Annotated in this window: 12 protein-coding genes; 2 read left to right on the top strand and 10 right to left on the bottom strand. The window is 40.0% G+C overall.

The genetic code is table 11. From position 1 onward, the window contains the following. Positions 1 to 16: 16 nt before the first annotated feature. Genes BM086_RS18395 through BM086_RS18380 form a run of 4 tightly spaced genes read right to left on the bottom strand, consistent with a single transcriptional unit; the run spans position 17 to position 5,252 of the window. The gene (locus tag BM086_RS18395) at positions 17 to 1,069 is read right to left on the bottom strand and encodes a sugar ABC transporter substrate-binding protein (RefSeq protein ID WP_092330927.1); all 1,053 of its coding nucleotides are present in this window, start codon (positions 1,067 to 1,069) and stop codon (positions 17 to 19) included. 13 nt (positions 1,070 to 1,082) lie between these two features. Then, positions 1,083 to 2,693 (bottom strand): helix-turn-helix domain-containing protein, encoded by a 1,611-nt coding sequence (locus BM086_RS18390; RefSeq protein WP_092330924.1) that lies wholly within the window; start codon positions 2,691 to 2,693, stop codon positions 1,083 to 1,085. Then, positions 2,681 to 4,171, bottom strand: coding sequence for a sensor histidine kinase (locus tag BM086_RS18385; RefSeq protein ID WP_092330921.1), 1,491 nt, complete (start codon positions 4,169 to 4,171; stop codon positions 2,681 to 2,683). Before BM086_RS18385 ends, BM086_RS18390 begins: the two co-directional genes overlap by 13 nt. Then, positions 4,164 to 5,252 (bottom strand): sugar ABC transporter substrate-binding protein, encoded by a 1,089-nt coding sequence (locus BM086_RS18380; RefSeq protein WP_092330917.1) that lies wholly within the window; start codon positions 5,250 to 5,252, stop codon positions 4,164 to 4,166. Before BM086_RS18380 ends, BM086_RS18385 begins: the two co-directional genes overlap by 8 nt. A 389-nt stretch (positions 5,253 to 5,641) precedes the next feature. On the opposite strand from BM086_RS18380, the gene BM086_RS18375 reads away from it, so the two are divergent. Further along, a complete protein-coding gene (locus BM086_RS18375; protein ID WP_175560367.1) occupies positions 5,642 to 6,118 on the top strand; it encodes a Crp/Fnr family transcriptional regulator in 477 nt (158 codons plus the stop codon). 199 nt (positions 6,119 to 6,317) lie between these two features. Here BM086_RS18375 and buk read toward each other — a convergent pair whose 3' ends face one another. The 4 genes from buk to BM086_RS18355 all read right to left on the bottom strand — a co-directional run bounded on the left by buk (position 6,318) and on the right by BM086_RS18355 (position 12,175). Then, positions 6,318 to 7,382 (bottom strand): butyrate kinase, encoded by a 1,065-nt coding sequence (gene buk / locus BM086_RS18370; protein ID WP_092330908.1) that lies wholly within the window; start codon positions 7,380 to 7,382, stop codon positions 6,318 to 6,320. A gap of 39 nt (positions 7,383 to 7,421) precedes the next feature. After that, the gene (ptb, locus tag BM086_RS18365; protein WP_092330903.1) at positions 7,422 to 8,348 is read right to left on the bottom strand and encodes a phosphate butyryltransferase; all 927 of its coding nucleotides are present in this window, start codon (positions 8,346 to 8,348) and stop codon (positions 7,422 to 7,424) included. A 205-nt stretch (positions 8,349 to 8,553) separates the two neighbouring features. Then, positions 8,554 to 11,508: an EAL domain-containing protein gene (locus BM086_RS18360; protein ID WP_175560366.1), complete on the bottom strand. Its 2,955-nt coding sequence runs from the start codon at positions 11,506 to 11,508 to the stop codon at positions 8,554 to 8,556. A gap of 160 nt (positions 11,509 to 11,668) precedes the next feature. Further along, a complete protein-coding gene (locus BM086_RS18355) occupies positions 11,669 to 12,175 on the bottom strand; it encodes an acyl-CoA thioesterase (protein WP_092330893.1) in 507 nt (168 codons plus the stop codon). A 650-nt stretch (positions 12,176 to 12,825) separates the two neighbouring features. On the opposite strand from BM086_RS18355, the gene BM086_RS18350 reads away from it, so the two are divergent. Then, on the top strand, positions 12,826 to 13,947 hold the full coding sequence (locus tag BM086_RS18350; protein ID WP_092330888.1) for a glycosyltransferase family 2 protein: 1,122 nt from the start codon (positions 12,826 to 12,828) through the stop codon (positions 13,945 to 13,947). 107 nt (positions 13,948 to 14,054) lie between these two features. On the opposite strand, the gene BM086_RS18345 is transcribed toward BM086_RS18350, so the two are convergent. Both BM086_RS18345 and BM086_RS18340 read right to left on the bottom strand, forming a co-directional pair. After that, a complete protein-coding gene (locus tag BM086_RS18345; protein ID WP_092330883.1) occupies positions 14,055 to 14,699 on the bottom strand; it encodes a DUF4867 family protein in 645 nt (214 codons plus the stop codon). 403 nt (positions 14,700 to 15,102) lie between these two features. Next, the gene (locus tag BM086_RS18340; protein WP_092330879.1) at positions 15,103 to 16,227 is read right to left on the bottom strand and encodes a DUF362 domain-containing protein; all 1,125 of its coding nucleotides are present in this window, start codon (positions 16,225 to 16,227) and stop codon (positions 15,103 to 15,105) included. Between the last annotated feature and the right edge of the window lie 126 nt (positions 16,228 to 16,353).

Raw genomic sequence — 16,353 nt, 5'->3', positions numbered from 1 at the left:
TGCAGTTAATTCATAATCACTTCCCCGGAACATTAAGGTACACATCTTCTTTAAGGTGGAAACCGCTCTTAATTATCACATCATCGATATTCTTCGCAGTAACGCTTATAGGATCAATCTTAAGATATGGCACTTCTTTTTTTCCATCATCGTAAACATCAAGATTATCAGATTCTATCTCCTCATTCATTGCAAGCTTTACAGCGGATTCTGCTGCCTTTTGCGCAAGCTTCTCAATTGGCTTGTATACTGTCATTAGCTGCGTTCCTTCAACAATTCTCTGGCACGCTTCAAGATCTGCGTCCTGACCTGCAACCATCTTCTTTCCTGCAAGTCTCTTTTCAGAAAGAGCAAACACAACCTTGCTGGCAAGATCATCGTTTCCGCACATGATAGCATCAGCCTGCTCCACAAGCTTCATGTGCTCATAGATGTAATTCCCTGCAAGTTCTGCCCTCCATCCATCAGCATAATAAACATCAAGAACCTGATTTCCATTATCATCCATTACTTTCTTAAAGCCTTCTTCAACCATTGGAACATTTTTATCAGTAAGAGAGCCGCATAGCATGATTACTTTTCCATCAGTAAGTCCGTTCTGCACGAATGCTTCCCCCATCATTTCACCGACCTTTTCATTGTCAAAAGAAATATACAGGTCAGTCCCAGCCCCTTCAATCGGTCTGTCGTAGGCAATGACTTTAATTCCTGCATCCTGCGCCTTTTTTACTGTATCTGCAATGGCCTCAGGGTCTATGCTTATAATAACGATAACATCCATCCCTTTTTTGATGAAATACTCTATCTGCTTTTTCTGCTGCATTTCATCGCCATTGGCATTCTGTACATTTACCTCAGCCCCAAGTTCTTTTGCCGTAGATACGAAAACATCCCTGTCACGCTGCCATCTCTCTATAACAAAAGAATCAAAGCACATACCAATCTGTATTTTTTTATCATCAAGTTTTTCCTTTGCCCCTGTATCCACCGGCTGTGCCCCGCAGCCCACAAGCAGGAAGAATGCTGCAATTGTAGCAATCATCCCGGCAAACGATGTTCTTCTTTTCATACCTTAAGACCTCTCATCTCCCACTTACAGTAAACGCTTCCTTATACTCTGTCGGCGTAACCCCCACATTTTTCTTAAAGCTCCTGCTGAAGTAATTCGGATCGGTATAGCCGCAGGAAGCGCAGATCTCTTTAATAGAAAGATTTGGATTCTCTAAAAGTTTCTTTGCTTTCTCTATTCTTACATTGGTAAGATATTCGATAAAGTTAAGTCCATTTTCTTCCTTAAAGATCTTGCTGAAATAATAAGGCGACACGTTTACCACTCTTGAGACATTATCAAGTGAGATATCCTTCTCAAAATTATTGTCTATGTAATCCTTGGCAGTTTTCATTATGTCGTTGGAGTGCTCTTCTTTCTTGCTGATAATGTCCCTGCAGGCATTTTCTATCTTATCGATAAACCATTTTTTTAATTCATCGGTTGTATTAAGCCCCATGATTTCCGGAAGATAGTTGTTCCTGCTGGAATAATGATAGGTCATTCCGCCATTCTGATAGGCAAGGTGCTCCGCGTAAAGAGCAAATTCAAGAACCTTAAGCCTCATGGACATAAGATCGCCGTCATTAGCTCTCTGGCACATCCAGTCAGAATATTTATCCGCGATTGCCCTGGTGCCATTAAGATCGCCCTTTGTGACAGCTTCAAACAGCGGTTTTTCCAGTGCCTTTGGGTAGTCCTCTTCATAATTACAGCTTATGGTAAGGTCATCAGCATGGGCAACTGAACCGGTAGTATCTATAAGAGCATTAAGAGCTTCCTTATAAGAATCCGAGAGCTGGCGAAGGGGCTTGACTCCTCCTATTCCCACTCTGAAACTAATGTCAGTCTTTTTACGGAGATACTTAGCCATTTCTCTTGCCCTGTAAATCAGCTCTGTTCTGTCATTATATTCCAGGCTGTCATTTTCCAATGGAATAAGCACTGCAATCTTATTCGCCATTACGTTCCCTATCTTGCAGTTAAAAAATGATTTTACACCTTCTCTGATTTCCTGATATTTTCCGGAAATTTTCACAGAGCTTCCAATAGCATTGGTCATGTGGTTGCCTTCCTGGGAATCGCCACAGACAATGGCCATCATATATCCGTAGTTTTCCTCTATCCCCAGTATTGACCTGTAACTCTCGATATCTTCTTCAAAGTGTTCCTGCAAAAGAATGTCATAAATAAGACCATTTTCGATGATAGGCTCAACAGTTTCAAGCTTTTCTTTTATCATAAGCTCGTTACTTCGTTTTTCGCGCTCACTGTCAATCTGAGCCATGGCTTTTTTCAAAACGTTTATGACCTTCATTTTTTCCATTGGCTTTGTTATATACTCAAGAACCCCAAGTTTAATGGCTTCTTTGGCATAATCGAATTTATCATACGCTGACATTACGATAAAAACAGTATTGGTGCAGAAATTCTTCATTTCTTTAATCGCATCAATGCCGTTTATTCCGGGCATATGAATATCTATAACCGCAATATCGGGCCTAAAGCTCTCAGCAAGTTCGATGACCTTTCGGCCTGTCTTGGCAAATTCGACCTGACAGGCGCCTCCAAATTCTTTTTCTATAATAAATTTCATGGAATCTATTACGATTCCTTCATCGTCGGCAAGCATTACTCTGTACATTCTGTGTTTCCCTCCAGGGGCAGACGTATCTTGATCTCGCACCCCTTATTTTCTCCCTCTGAAATAATTTCTATAACATCTTCTCTGCCTGCAAAAAGCCTGAGTCTTGAAATGACATTGTCCATCGCTATTCCATTGTTGTCATAGCTGTTCTCATCATGAATCAGACTTCCGGTAAGAATCTTTTCCTTTATCTCGTCGCTTATGCCTTTACCGTTGTCTATGACGCTTATGCAGACATCATCATCTTCTCTGTAAACTTTAAGAAGAATCTTGCCTTCTCCCATCATCTCTCTTATGCCGTGATTTACTGCATTTTCAACTATTGGCTGCAGGATCATGCTGGGCATTTTGTAGTCGAGAAGTCTTTCATCCACCTGTTTGTCGTAGCCAATATCCCCGGAAAAACGAACATTTAAAATCTGTATATAATTATCAACGAGAGTAACCTCTTCCCTCAGATTTCCGGTATGGTTTGTGCTCTTTACATTGTATCTGAAAAAATCAGCGACAGTCTGTACATACTCGTACGTCTTATCTGCGCCTTCCATCATTGCAAGCTGCGCCCCGGCATTTAAGGTATTAAAAAGAAAATGCGGATTTATCTGTGCCTGAAGGTATTTTAGCTGGGCATCCTTAAGATGAGTTTCCATCATCAGCTCTTTTTCCTGCATATATCTTTCTTTTTCCATACTCTCTTTGAGCTTCTCAATATACTCCTTGATACTGATGACCATCTTATTGAAGGCGCCGATAACAATCCCGACTTCATCGTTATAGGTAACAACGGGAAGTGTAACGTCAAAGTTTCCATCTGCCACCTCATCTGCAGAATCCGAAAGCCTTCTTAGAGGCATTATCATTGCTTTGACAAAGCTTGTTACGATTATTACGTTTCCTATCATAACAAAAGTCATCACAGCCACTCCCACAAGTTCAAATGCTCTGAAGGCTTTTAATAAAGCAATGAAACTCTCTGAATTTATAGCAAAGAGTTCAAGGTTTAAGTTTGTAATATAAAGAGAAATATCTTTATATAATTCAGTGGATGTTTCATAGTAATTGCGGTATTTTTCCACATTTCGCCCGCGCTTTGCCTCAATTGTCTGCCCAACTTTTTCTAAGTAGCTCTGAGACATATATTTGATATTTCGCTCAATTCTGTTAAAAGAATAATCTGTTACCTTATCATCTAGTTCACTGCTAAGGTCTGAAAATCTCTGAGCGCTTATATAGTAGTTTTCCAAAGAATCACTGGTCTTGGCGCTCAAATAGACAGTCATTGAATCCTGCACATTGTCGAGAGCCTCAGAGAGCTGATTCAAGGCACGGTTGTCCTGATAAACCATTTCCATGTCGTTGGAAAGGCTATTAATTCCGAGCATCAAAAAGATATTTACTATGAAAATGATTACGTTGGCAAACACGCAGACGCTGATGATCTTGGTCTGAAGAGGACGATTTAAAAATTTATCCATCAATGTCCTCCCCCTGAATAAACTCTGCCACGTTATCCCTGTCGATCAGAGTAACGTCTGCCAGATAGTATTCACTTGTGTTCCCTGTCTCATAATAATCCAAAAGTGCGGAAATGCTGTACTCTCCAAGCTGCTTGGTATCAATTGAGATGGTAGCGTAAACACCTCCCCTGTCAATTGCATTTACTATATCCACTGAATCATAGTATCCAAGGATATTAACCTCTCCAACCATATTAAAATCAACAACTGCCTGATATGTACAAACAGTATTAAGCTCATTCAGGCATACGATTACATCAGGAACCTCTTCTTTTAAAAAGATATCCCTGATTGATTCCTCTATAGAAAAAGTATTAGTATTGTCCACAGCTACTATTGATACTTCGAACTCTGAGTCCGTGACGTTTTCATCCTTTATTGTATCCTGCATGGTAGATATGATGATATTCTGTCCCGCGTCCTGGGAATCAGCGTTTGCAAGTACTGCCACCTTTATGCTGGTGCGGTTATCGATATTATCAGATTCTATGAAATCTTCTCTTCTCTTTTCCTTGATAATATCAATGATCTGCTTGCCATACATCTTGCCGACACTATATCCGCCAATACCAACAAAGCTCAGTCTCTCTGAATGGGTGCTGTCGCCGTAAAGCGTCACCACAGGGATTCCGCTATCCACAGCCTCATTTATCAGTTCTGTCATGGTATCAGACTCATTGGCATAGACAATTATTCCGTCAACTTTGGATGCAATCGCTATTTTCATTAAGTCCTCACAGGAATAATCTCCGGAAAGGTTTGCGCCAAGAAGATCGACGTAGATATTTGCCTCCTTTGCCACTTCCAGAGCGCCCTTATATATTGACTGCCAAAAATCGGATTTGTAGTTTCCTGTTATCATGACAAAGTATTTGTCGTATGCTTTAGCCTCGGATTGCTTTACTATGTCGTTTTTATAGAACCTGAAATAGAGTGAACCGGTCACAAGTGTTGCCAGGACGAATATTAGTGTTATGACCAGAATCAGGTACTGTCTGCTTATTCTTTTCTTATATAGGTCTTCACTTAGTTTACTCATAAGGTTGATTTTAGCAGAATAAAGAACTAAGAAAAAGTGGATTTTCTTGTCAAAGGCGCGACAATGACAAAAAAGTCCATGTGGATTTCGTAACAGTCCATCTATCAGCTGTCTTTCATGAACAGTCAGAAATACTTGTGTTCGTCTGTGCGGTGATTTTCATAAATTCATAATACAAGGGAGTCCTCATCTCAGCGCTGTTCGAAACATTCGGACTCCCTTGTATTCTTCATTTTGAAAATCATCCTGCTCGTCCGAGAACTGCGTATTTCTGGCTGTTCATAGAAATCCTGCTGCCCGCTGAACTGTTAGTGACACTCACATCCGTTTATCATGTTGAATATTGTCGTTTTATCGTTTATCATTGATATACAAGGAGGGTTATGCCTATGATTATGGAAGTAAAGGCTGGTTCGGTGATACTGAATGAGGGTGAAGTAAACATGGACATGTACAAGATTGTACGTGGAAGTGTTGAATTGTATACAGGTTATGGCACTGATAAAGAAGCGATTCTGGGTATTCTTTCCACCGGAGATTTTTTTGGTGAGCTTGGTCTTTTGGCTCAGAAGCCGGCAATTTATACTGTAATTGCTTATAATGATATTGTTCTTCTTCGTATCAGGGAAGATGACATAGAAAACTATATGAAAAATAATCCTCGAGATGCCATTAATATCATGAAGAAGATGGCCTCTTCTATGTATAGTTTAAAGTATAGCATGGATATGTTTGTAGATGATGTAGTCACCGGAAAGGCTGAGGTGACGAAGAAAAATTATCAGGGATACTTTTCCAATCAGTTCGCTAAATATAATGTCAGGGGCGAACCCGCTGGAACTAAATATGATATCAAGCTAAAATGATAAGATAGAATCTTACTTGCGACATATTCCTTTGGCGCTAGTGCACATCCTTTACAGAGCTTTTTTCATTAATCAGAAAGCAAAAAAGATGCAGTACATTTTCGGTGTACTGCATCTTTTGTTATGTCAAATTCTTGAATTTTGAATCAAAGATACGCAATAACTACGCTTTTCTAAATCAAATTGTTCAGAAAGGCAATTAATATTTCTGAGCCTGTTCTTCACCGTTCATTACACGGATAGCGCCCTGAGCAAGTGCAAGAAGCTCATCTTCTCCAGGATAAACAGTAACCGGGCAGATCCAGTCAACACGCTCTTTGATAGCGTCTGTAATAACCTGGCCGTATGCGATACCGCCTGTAAGAATGATCTGGTCAACTTTGCCCTTAAGGACTGTAGCGCAAGCTCCGATATTCTTGCAAATCTGATAGATGAAAGCATCACGAACAAGAATTGCCTTTTCATTGCCTTCTTCGCACATCTTGTTAACTTCTCTCATATCGTTAGTCCCAAGGTAAGCGTTAAGTCCGCCACCACCAACGATTTTCTTCTTCATCTCATCATATGTATACTTTCCTGAGAAGCACATATCTACAAGAGCCTTTGCAGGGATGCCGTTTGCTCTCTCTGGTGAGAAAGCTCCATCGCCATTAAGTGCTGCAAATACATCAACCATCTTGCCGTTCTTGTGAACGCCTGTTGAAGTACCACCACCCATATGTACAACAATTACGCTGATCTCATCGTATTTTTTGCCGATTTCTTTAGCATATCTTCTTGCAACAGCCTTCTGATTAAGAGGATGGTCGATTGAAACACGCTCAATTTCAGGTACACCGGAAATACGAGCTACAGGCTCCATCTCATCTACAACAACAGGGTCAACAATGTAAGAAGGAACGCCGATTTCATCACCGATCTCTCTTGCAAGGATTCCACCAAGGTTAGATGCATGCTGTCCCTGAACACCCTTTTTAAGGTCTTCCAAAAGAGCGTCTGTACACTCGTAAGTGCCACCCGGGATAGGACGAAGAAGCCCGCCTCTTCCAACGATTACATTAAATGATTTGATATCAATGCTCTCTTTCTTCAGGAAATCAAGAATGATATTCTTACGGAAATCCTTCTGATCAATGATTGTTGCGTACTGATTGATTTCTTCTGTACTATGTCTTAATGTTTCCTCTTTTACAAGAGTCTCATCCTCAAAAATACCAACCTTTGTAGATGTTGAACCTGGATTAATAATCAAACTTTTGATCATGATTCCTATCTCCTCTGTATAATTGATTTTAAATCTTGATTACAGTATTCCTTTTTTCTTATCTTCAGCAACAACAGCTGCAAGCGCGATTGAGTTAACCTTAACCTCGACTGAATCAGATCTTGATGTAAGGATAACAGGTGCCTGTGTTCCTGTAAGGATGTTTCCGTTCTTAACTGTTGCAAGTCTTACAATTGTCTTGTATGTAAGGTTTCCTGCGTGAATATCAGGGAAAAGAAGAATATCAGCATCGCCGACAATCTTTCTGTCCAAAGCACCAGCCTTATGCTTAGCAGCTTCAGGATCAATAGCAAGATCCATTGAAAGAGGTCCGTCAACGATACAGTTCTTGATCTCGCCTGCCTCATTCATCTTTGTAAGTTCTGCTGCCTCTACTGTAACAGGCATCTTAGGATTAACAACTTCAACAGCTGCAAGTGGAGCTACCTTAGGGCATTCAACGCCGCAAGCTCTTGCAACTTCAACTGTATATTCAATAATAACTTTCTTATCTTCAAGTGTTGGATATGGCATGAAAGCAACGTCTGTAAGGAATAAAAGACGATCAATGCCTGGAATTTCAAAAACGCAGACGTGTGAAAGAGGACGACCTGTGCGAAGTCCAACTTCCTTATCAAGAACGCTCTTAAGGAAATCTTTGGATTCAAGAGCACCCTTCATATAAATATCAGCCTTGCCATCATGAACAAGAGATACAGCTGTGCGTGCAGCTTCGATAGTATCCTTTACATCAATGATCTCATAATCTGAAAGGTCCATGTTTACTTCTTTGGCCTTTTCTTCGATCTGCTCCTTATCGCCAACAAGGATTGCATCAACGATTCCTCTCTCCTTGGCAACCTTAACAGCCTCAAGTACGTGTGTGTCCTGAGCTACAGCAACAGACATCTTCTTCTTTTCAGCTGTCTTAAGCTTTGCCAGAATATCATCAAAGTTCTTACTCATTTTAAAACCTCCGCGTTTGTATTATTGTGCGCAAGAATATCTGCAATTTCCTGTTTCTGCTCCAAAGTGTCATCATATACATATATATGTCTGCCTTTGAATACGAATCAACGGATTTTGCAGTATATTCAAATGTACTCGCCATATGACAAAATTTTAACACTCCGTTTAGGCATTTTCAATGTCTTTACGCTTTTTTTATACTTTAATTGCTCTTAAATGCTTTTTTCTCAAACTCCTCAACAGGTAGTGGAGGTGAAAAATAATATCCCTGTATATATTCGCAGCCGCGGGACTTTAGGAACTGAAGCTGTTTCTCATCTTCAACTCCCTCAGCAACCACTGCCAGTTTAAGGCTTTGCGCAATATCAAGTATCAGTTCTACCATTCGGATATCTTTTTCGTCTTTGCCTGTATTTCCAATATTCTTGATAAAGCTTCTATCAAGTTTTAGAACATCAATAGGCATCTGTGAAAGCATATTAAGTGATGAGTAGCCGGTACCAAAGTCATCCATTTCGATGTGATAGCCCTTATTTCTCAATCTGTCCACCACATGAACCACCTGATCTGCATTGTCTGTGTAAGAAGATTCTGTTACTTCCAGATGCAAATCTTCTCTTTTTAGACCATTCTTTTCAACGAACCCGTCTATCGTATTCTCCAGATCCGGATCAAAAATATCCACTCTCGAAAGATTCACTGACACAGGAATGACTTTGCCGTACTTATCCCTCCATTCAGCTATCTGCCTGGCAACTTCCGCCCAGACATATTTATCTACCATTCCTATCTGACCATTTTTTTCAAATAAAGAAATAAACTCTCCGGGTGGTATCATTCCCAGCTCATGATGTTTCCATCGAACCAGTGCCTCTGCACTTTTAAGAGTTGGAGGTTCAACCTGAACATCATACTTTGGCTGATAATATACAAGAAACTCCCTATTATCAACCGCACGGCGAAGGTCATTTAGAAGCCTCTGGTCAAGGATTTCCCGCTCTCTCATCTCCTCATTAAACACCATGATCCTTGAATGAAGCCCACCACGTATCATACCGCAGGCAGTTCTTGCACGATCAAAGAGCTGTACCGGCTCTATACCTTCCTGCCATGGCATTACTCCCATGCGGAGACGAATATTTATATTCTGTGAACAATCATTTATCCTGTTCTGGAAACGATCAAACAATTCCTGATATTTCACACCAGACTTACAATAAATATCAAATCGATCAGCCTGTGAGCGACACGCTATTCCATCATTTTCACCGATGAATCTGCCAATCTCATCACCTAATGCCTTAAGAACAGTATCTCCAAAACTCCATCCGTAAAGTGCATTTACAATATGGAACTGTTCAATGTTAATAACTATGGCATCAAGCCTATAATCCGGGTTTTCATTGTACATTCTATTAGCATATTCAAAGAAGAAGTTTCTGGTATAAAGCTTAGTCAGAGGATCAAGCTCAGTTGCTGAAATAAGTTTTTGTCTGTCACTTGCCCTCTTATCAGCCTTCATTTTTTGCAATAGCAATAAGAGAATAATAGATACAATGACTGCAAGAGATGCTACAGCAGCTGCCAGATTGTCCCTCACAAAATCCCCAAATGAAACCTTATCGTTGGCATTTGCATATTTTGACAAAATTGTATCCACAGTTGGCTCATCTATAAGAGTCACTGCCTTGTTAAGGATTGAAAAGAGTGTTCCATTCTCTCTTTTTACGGCCAGTGAAAATCCAATAGCCTCACCTGTTGCAAGGAGCGAGAGATTATTTTTTCTCCTGAGCCTGTCGTTTGTATTTATTCTGTATCCATTGACCATGGCACAGTCTGCTTTTCCCACAGCTACTGATTTGTACACTTCCTCAAGCGTAGGATACCAGGTTATTTTCCATTCAGGAAAATAGTCTTTTACAAAATTATCAAAATTCACATTTCCTTCAAGCAATGCAACCGTAATATCCTCAGAAGCAAAAAGATCCTTATTATTCTTAGAATTAATAACTGCATAGATTTCAGAAGTCATTGCTGCTTCAGTCGCAAATAGCCCCAATTCCTCACTGTCATATGGATTAAGACTAACAGGAAAAACAGCATCAACTTCCCCAGCCTCCAACGCTTTTAAAGAATCATCTGTAGTTTTATATGGTATTGCCTCAAATTTAATATCTGCATTTCTCAAGCTTGCTGCCGCATAAGCAAGATAATCCTTGAGTGCGCCACTGGTTCCATTCTCTGTATTTGTACAGAACGGAAGATAGTTATCTCTATACCCTACTCGGATTGTTCCATGTTTATCAATCCATTCAAGCTCTTTATCAGTAAGAAAACTACTTACGTTAATCGACCATATGTATTTCTGATAAAGCTTCTGATTATAGTAAGGATCCTCGTTCTGGATTGTCGTCATCGCATAGTTCAATTCACGTAAAAGATCAGGGCGATCCATATTAACCGCTAAGTAATAATCCGATGAGCCAATCTTGCATATAGGGACACAATTATCCTTATTTCCATAAGTATCCATTGAAACAAAGACATCAATTTCCTCTCTTTGAAGCATATTGATGCATTCGAAAGGTGTTACATCAGTTATCTCAAGAATATTTATGCTGATTCCATTTTTCTCAGCCCAAGTCTTAAGAAGATTTTCCTGAGCACTTCCTTTATTGACCGCAAACAATTTGCCTTCAAAGGAACTAATATCATCAAGCGTGATTTCTGAATTTCCTGCCTTAATATAAATATAGTAAGCCTCAGTTCCCATAGGAAGCGAAGGATATAAAATGACCTGTGCCCTGTCTGCTCTGTATGATACATCACTTAAAAGGTCAATTGTTCCTTCAGAAAGCATCTGCAAAAGTTGTGGCCATGTTCCGTTAACATACTCATATGTCCAACCTGTATAAGCCGCAATCCTTTGCTGATACTCGTATGCCATACCAGTTCTTCGGCCGAATCGATCTGTATAGCAGTAGGAAGACTCATACCACCCCACGCGAACAATCTTACCATTGCCGCTGCTTCCTTCTGCCTTGATATTATGGATATAATATACCGCGCAAAAAACACAGACCATCAGCGCGCATAGACTGAATCCTTTGAATAATTTAAGCACTATTCTGTTAGCCGTCTTTTTCTTTGCAAACATAACAGATACCACCATTACCCAGTGCACAATATTACGTCTAAATTATAACATGACAACATTTAGAATATTATTAAACAATTTTAAAATAATGGTAAATAAAATAACCACCTCTGGCATCACATGCCAAAAGTGGTTATAAGCAATTATTCTATTTAGTTTATCAGAATCCTTCCATCCTGCGCTGTTTGCGGAGTTCGCGGCGTTTAATAGCGCCCTCCCACTCAGCCTTTTCATTCTCAGTGCGGATGTTCAATCCATAAGGGACAATAGCAGGTGTTCCGTCATGGTCTATACAAACCTCTGTAAGATATGCTCTGTTAAGGACATGTCTCATACCTGTCCTGACATCTTCAACGTATGTGTCAACTCTTACTTCCATGGAAGTTTTGCCAACGTATGTAATCTTACCGATCATAACAAGCACATCCCCTAAAACTGCGCCCTGTTTAAACTGCATATTGTCGATAGCTGCTGTTGCTATCGGATTTCCTGAATGTCTGATTGCAACAGTTCCTGCAACCTCATCTATCCATTCCATCAATCTTCCGCCAAAAAGTCTGTTCTCAGCGTTAATATCATCATATTTAACTACCTTAGTCCATTCAGTAACTGAATCCTCTACATTCTTATTAGCAATCTGCTTATCCACATGAAAAACCTTACCCATACCTTCACCTCCAAAAGAGTTTTCATATGTCTATTTTACCTTAAATCCCCCTTACCTTCCACACAAAAATATCTCTGCACTTTAGTTCCAATTCATTAACAATTCCATAAATTGTACATACATCTTTTAGGCTAATTTTAAGTTTAAGCGCGTAACTTATCTCTTACGTAAGCTGTTACTCTGGTCAATAAATGCAACTATTTTTATGCTTCAATCGCCATAGATAACATATCATTTACTCCCCAGAGTAATAGCACAGATGGATGTACAGTGTACCTGGTGCGGTGTCAGTCCGAAAATGAGCAGTTCTCGGACGAGCAGGATGATTTTCAAAACGACGGATTGAAGATAGGCCGAGTGTTTCGAACAGCGCTGAGATGAGGCCTATCTTCAAGCAGGAGTTTTAGAAAATCACCGCGCAGAAGAATAAATAAGGTTTTATTTTGAAATATCACCTTTATGACTTATAATATGATGATGTCAGGGACAAAAACTCTTCATTCTTTCATGATAAACATTAGGAAGTTGCATTTGTGCGAATTCCGAATGTTTAAGACTTACAGAAGTTACTTATAACAGATCAAGTCGTGTCATAAGTAAAGAACAAGATTTATTTTTGATTCCATATAACCATTTAGGAGATTATTATCATGAGTACACCCAAGATTTCAGTTATCATTCCGGTTTATAATACAGCCAAATATCTAGATGAATGCATGGCTTCTGTCCTTGGACAGACCATGCAGGATATTGAGATAATCTTGATTGATGACGGCTCAACAGATGGCATCAGTCCTAAAATGTGCGACGACTATGCTCAAAAAGATTCCCGCGTAGTTGTTATACATAAGGAAAACGGAGGCCTCATGTCCGCTTGGATAGAAGGGACCAAAAAGGCATCTGCTGCCTATGTCAATTACCTTGACAGTGACGACTGGATCGACACAAATATGATGGAGGAGCTCTACAAATATACCAGTGAATATAAGGCATCTTCAAAAGATTATTCTTTAAACTCAGATTCTGATATTTCAAAGAGTGCTATCAACAAAAACTGTAATAATTCTTCCCTTTTAAATATAAATGACAGCGAGATTATTTCCAGTAATTATATCGTGGAAAAAGCCGGTGAACGCCGCAAGGAGACGCAGGCTCTTTTGCCTGGGGAATATACAGGTTCTGCGCTCGATAATGTCCGAAGCCGTCTTCTTGGTGAAGAATCAAGGCCTGTTACCATGTCCCGCTGTATGAAGCTGATTTCCAGGAAGCTGGTGCTTAATAATATCAAATATTGCAACACCAAAATTAAGATGAGCGAAGATGTCAATATCACTCTTCCCTGTTTATGTGACTGCCAGCGACTTGTTATTGTAAAAGACGGATATTTTTACCATTACAGGCTTGTAGGGGATTCCATGATTCATGGCTACGATCCACATCTTATGGATAATCTTGAGCTTACCGACAAGACCTACAGACATATTTTGGAAGATAAGAGAATTGAAAATGGAAACATTCAAATGGACAAGGAATATATCATGATACTCCTTCTTGTCCTAAAAAATGAGCTTCGCTGCCAGGATAATGACACTATTAAAAGAGTAAAGGCTATTTTCCTTAGATCAGATATCAAAAGTAAAATCTTAAATACTGCCGTTTCCATCTCATCGAAATCTAACCAATTGTTATATTTTTGCATGAGACATCCAAACGCCGTTACTATAAGCGTTACAAAAAAGATTCTTCTGACATATGATAAAAAGACAAATTAATCGAAAAAGGGAAGCGCGTAAAATGCGTTTCCCCTTCTTAGTTAACAACATCTCGAAATAAACTGAAGCATTTCAATTTTGAATATATGCTTCGTCAATCGTCGCAATTAGTTTAATTCTGCAGCGATATCAATGTTCTCGCCTGTAATTCCAACCCATGCGCCATCTTTTGCTTCAGAAGCATCTGCATGAGCAAGGAGCCATTTGTTAGTAGCTGTAAGCATTCTGTCTTCCTGATTGCGAGCTTCAAACTCAGGCTTGCCAACGTTTGTGCCCTTTGGAAGACCTACAAGAACCTGGAATCCTGAATCCTTATGAGCCTGACATGGAGCATAGTGAAGAGCTGTTGCATATACTTCGATCATTGTTCCTGCAGGGCAAAGGAAAGCCTTAACCTTGCTGGAATCAAGCTTGTAATCTACGATTTCTTCTCTCTTTGCAAGTAAAAGAATGAAGTCTGTTGCTCCTAAGTTGATCTCGCTTGAGCGGTGATACTCAAGGCAGTTGAGCTTTGTGTTGTGACCGTTGCACCATCCAAACTGCATTGGTGATCCGCCAAAAAGGCTGTTTGTAATAGAGTCAGCTGCTGCAAGGCTCTGGAGCTCTTTTTCCTCAGCAACATAATCTGTTTCCTCCGGAATAGGAGTCTTGTCTCTTAATGCTTCAACGATCTGCTTCTTCTCTTCCTCATATCCCTCAATGATTCTTCCGTAGTTTGTAAACTCAGGATCTGTAACATTATATATTTTCATATTTCTCTCCTTCCAAGCCGCTTATGCGGCTAATGTATTCATTCCCCAAAAGCAAAGACATCTTTTATCAAATACTGAAATCACGTATGCACTGAAATGTCCTTTAATTAGTAATCGCTTGTGTATCTTATAACCAAAGCATTATTTATTATATCAATACTCTCCCACGTTTTCTTATCAAATGATTGCGAAAACTTTTCATTTTTTGTGCAAAAAATGCTAATAATAAACATGTTCAGTTATTAGCCCCAAACATAAAACTCTCCAATTACAAATAACTGATGTTAAATACAAAAAGGCCATAATGTATATCATGTAATCATGAACACATTACGACCTTTTTACAATATGATTTATTAAAGTATCTTTAGTAAACGGCTGTTTTGCTAACGTTTACTATAAATCATTTCATCACGACCAGCTCATACTCACGGCTTCCGACTCCAATCTTCTGGGCATGTTCAAGGGTCTCAGCCCAAGAGACATTAGGATTACTGTTGTGCCACACATCGCCGTGGTCGTGGAAGTGCTCGCTAGCCATGTTGTCGCCGAGCTGACTGTTTCTGATTGGTTCTGCCTTCTGACAAAGATCCACGCATGCCTGATCCAAAGCAACCGGGTCAAAAGAAGCAAGCATTCCGATATCAGGAAGGATAGGCGCGTCATTTTCTCCGTGGCAGTCACAGTTTGGAGAAACATCGGTAATAAGACTTATATGGAAGTTCGGGCGCCCGCTCACAACTGCCGCAGTATACTCTGCCATTTTCCTTCCAAGCATCTGAGGCGCATCCCAGTTATTATTTTCTATTGCATCAAAAGCGCAGGCTCCTATACATCTGCCACAGCCCTTACACTTCTCAGGATCAATCCATGCCTTATTGTCCTGATAGCTGATAGCCTCTGAGCCGCACTCCCTGGCACATCTGCGACATCCTCTGCACATGTCTGTAATAACATGTGGCTGTCCACTGTTATGCTGCTGCATCTTTCCCGCGCGGCTTCCGCAGCCCATTCCAAGATTCTTTATTGCTCCGCCAAAACCTGCCTGTTCGTGCCCTTTAAAATGATTTAAAGAAATAACGATATCAGCATCCATTACAGCTCGTCCGATATATGCTTCCTTACAATATTCTCCGTTGGGTACAGGCACTGCGATATCGTCAGTTCCGCGAAGGCCGTCAGCTATGATGATCTGGCACCCCGTAGTCACAGTATTGAAACCATTGAGATTGGCGCAGTCCATATGCTCAAGGGCATGTTTCCTGCTGCCGGGATAAAGTGTATTACAATCAGTTAAAAAAGGAAGTCCGCCAAGTTCTTTTACCACATCTGCAACTGCCTTCGCATAATTAGGTCTAAGATAAGCCAGGTTTCCCAGTTCACCAAAATGCATCTTAATTGCCACAAACTTGCCATTCATGTCGATTGATTCAATACCGGCCATTTTGATAAGTTTCTGAAGCTTTGCCGTAAGACTTACTCCCAGAACCGTCCTGAAATCTGTAAAATAAACTTTTGATTTTGCCATAAAATCTCCTTTCGCTTGCCAAACAACTTATGTTATAACTATCCAACTATATAAAGAATTACAGTTGCCAATCTGCAATTTAATCGTATTCTCACTATCCCCGCAATAAATGATTGTTTCTGCCCC

The organism is Butyrivibrio sp. YAB3001, from assembly GCF_900112195.1.
Classification (GTDB): domain Bacteria; phylum Bacillota; class Clostridia; order Lachnospirales; family Lachnospiraceae; genus Butyrivibrio.
Note: the sequence above shows the minus strand (reverse complement) of the source record. Positions and strands in the feature narration are given on the sequence as shown.

Excerpts from the sequence above, each read along its gene's own strand:
- BM086_RS18395 (WP_092330927.1), bottom strand. The coding sequence starts at position 1,069 with ATGAAAAGAAGAACATCGTTTGCCGGGATGATTGCTACAATTGCAGCA.
- ptb (WP_092330903.1), bottom strand. The coding sequence starts at position 8,348 with ATGAGTAAGAACTTTGATGATATTCTGGCAAAGCTTAAGACAGCTGAA.
- BM086_RS18375 (WP_175560367.1), top strand. The coding sequence starts at position 5,642 with ATGATTATGGAAGTAAAGGCTGGTTCGGTGATACTGAATGAGGGTGAA.
- BM086_RS18360 (WP_175560366.1), bottom strand. The coding sequence starts at position 11,508 with ATGTTTGCAAAGAAAAAGACGGCTAACAGAATAGTGCTTAAATTATTC.
- BM086_RS18345 (WP_092330883.1), bottom strand. The coding sequence starts at position 14,699 with ATGAAAATATATAATGTTACAGATCCTGAGTTTACAAACTACGGAAGA.
- BM086_RS18380 (WP_092330917.1), bottom strand. The coding sequence starts at position 5,252 with ATGAGTAAACTAAGTGAAGACCTATATAAGAAAAGAATAAGCAGACAG.
- buk (WP_092330908.1), bottom strand. The coding sequence starts at position 7,382 with ATGATCAAAAGTTTGATTATTAATCCAGGTTCAACATCTACAAAGGTT.
- BM086_RS18385 (WP_092330921.1), bottom strand. The coding sequence starts at position 4,171 with ATGGATAAATTTTTAAATCGTCCTCTTCAGACCAAGATCATCAGCGTC.
- BM086_RS18355 (WP_092330893.1), bottom strand. The coding sequence starts at position 12,175 with ATGGGTAAGGTTTTTCATGTGGATAAGCAGATTGCTAATAAGAATGTA.
- BM086_RS18390 (WP_092330924.1), bottom strand. The coding sequence starts at position 2,693 with ATGTACAGAGTAATGCTTGCCGACGATGAAGGAATCGTAATAGATTCC.
- BM086_RS18340 (WP_092330879.1), bottom strand. The coding sequence starts at position 16,227 with ATGGCAAAATCAAAAGTTTATTTTACAGATTTCAGGACGGTTCTGGGA.
- BM086_RS18350 (WP_092330888.1), top strand. The coding sequence starts at position 12,826 with ATGAGTACACCCAAGATTTCAGTTATCATTCCGGTTTATAATACAGCC.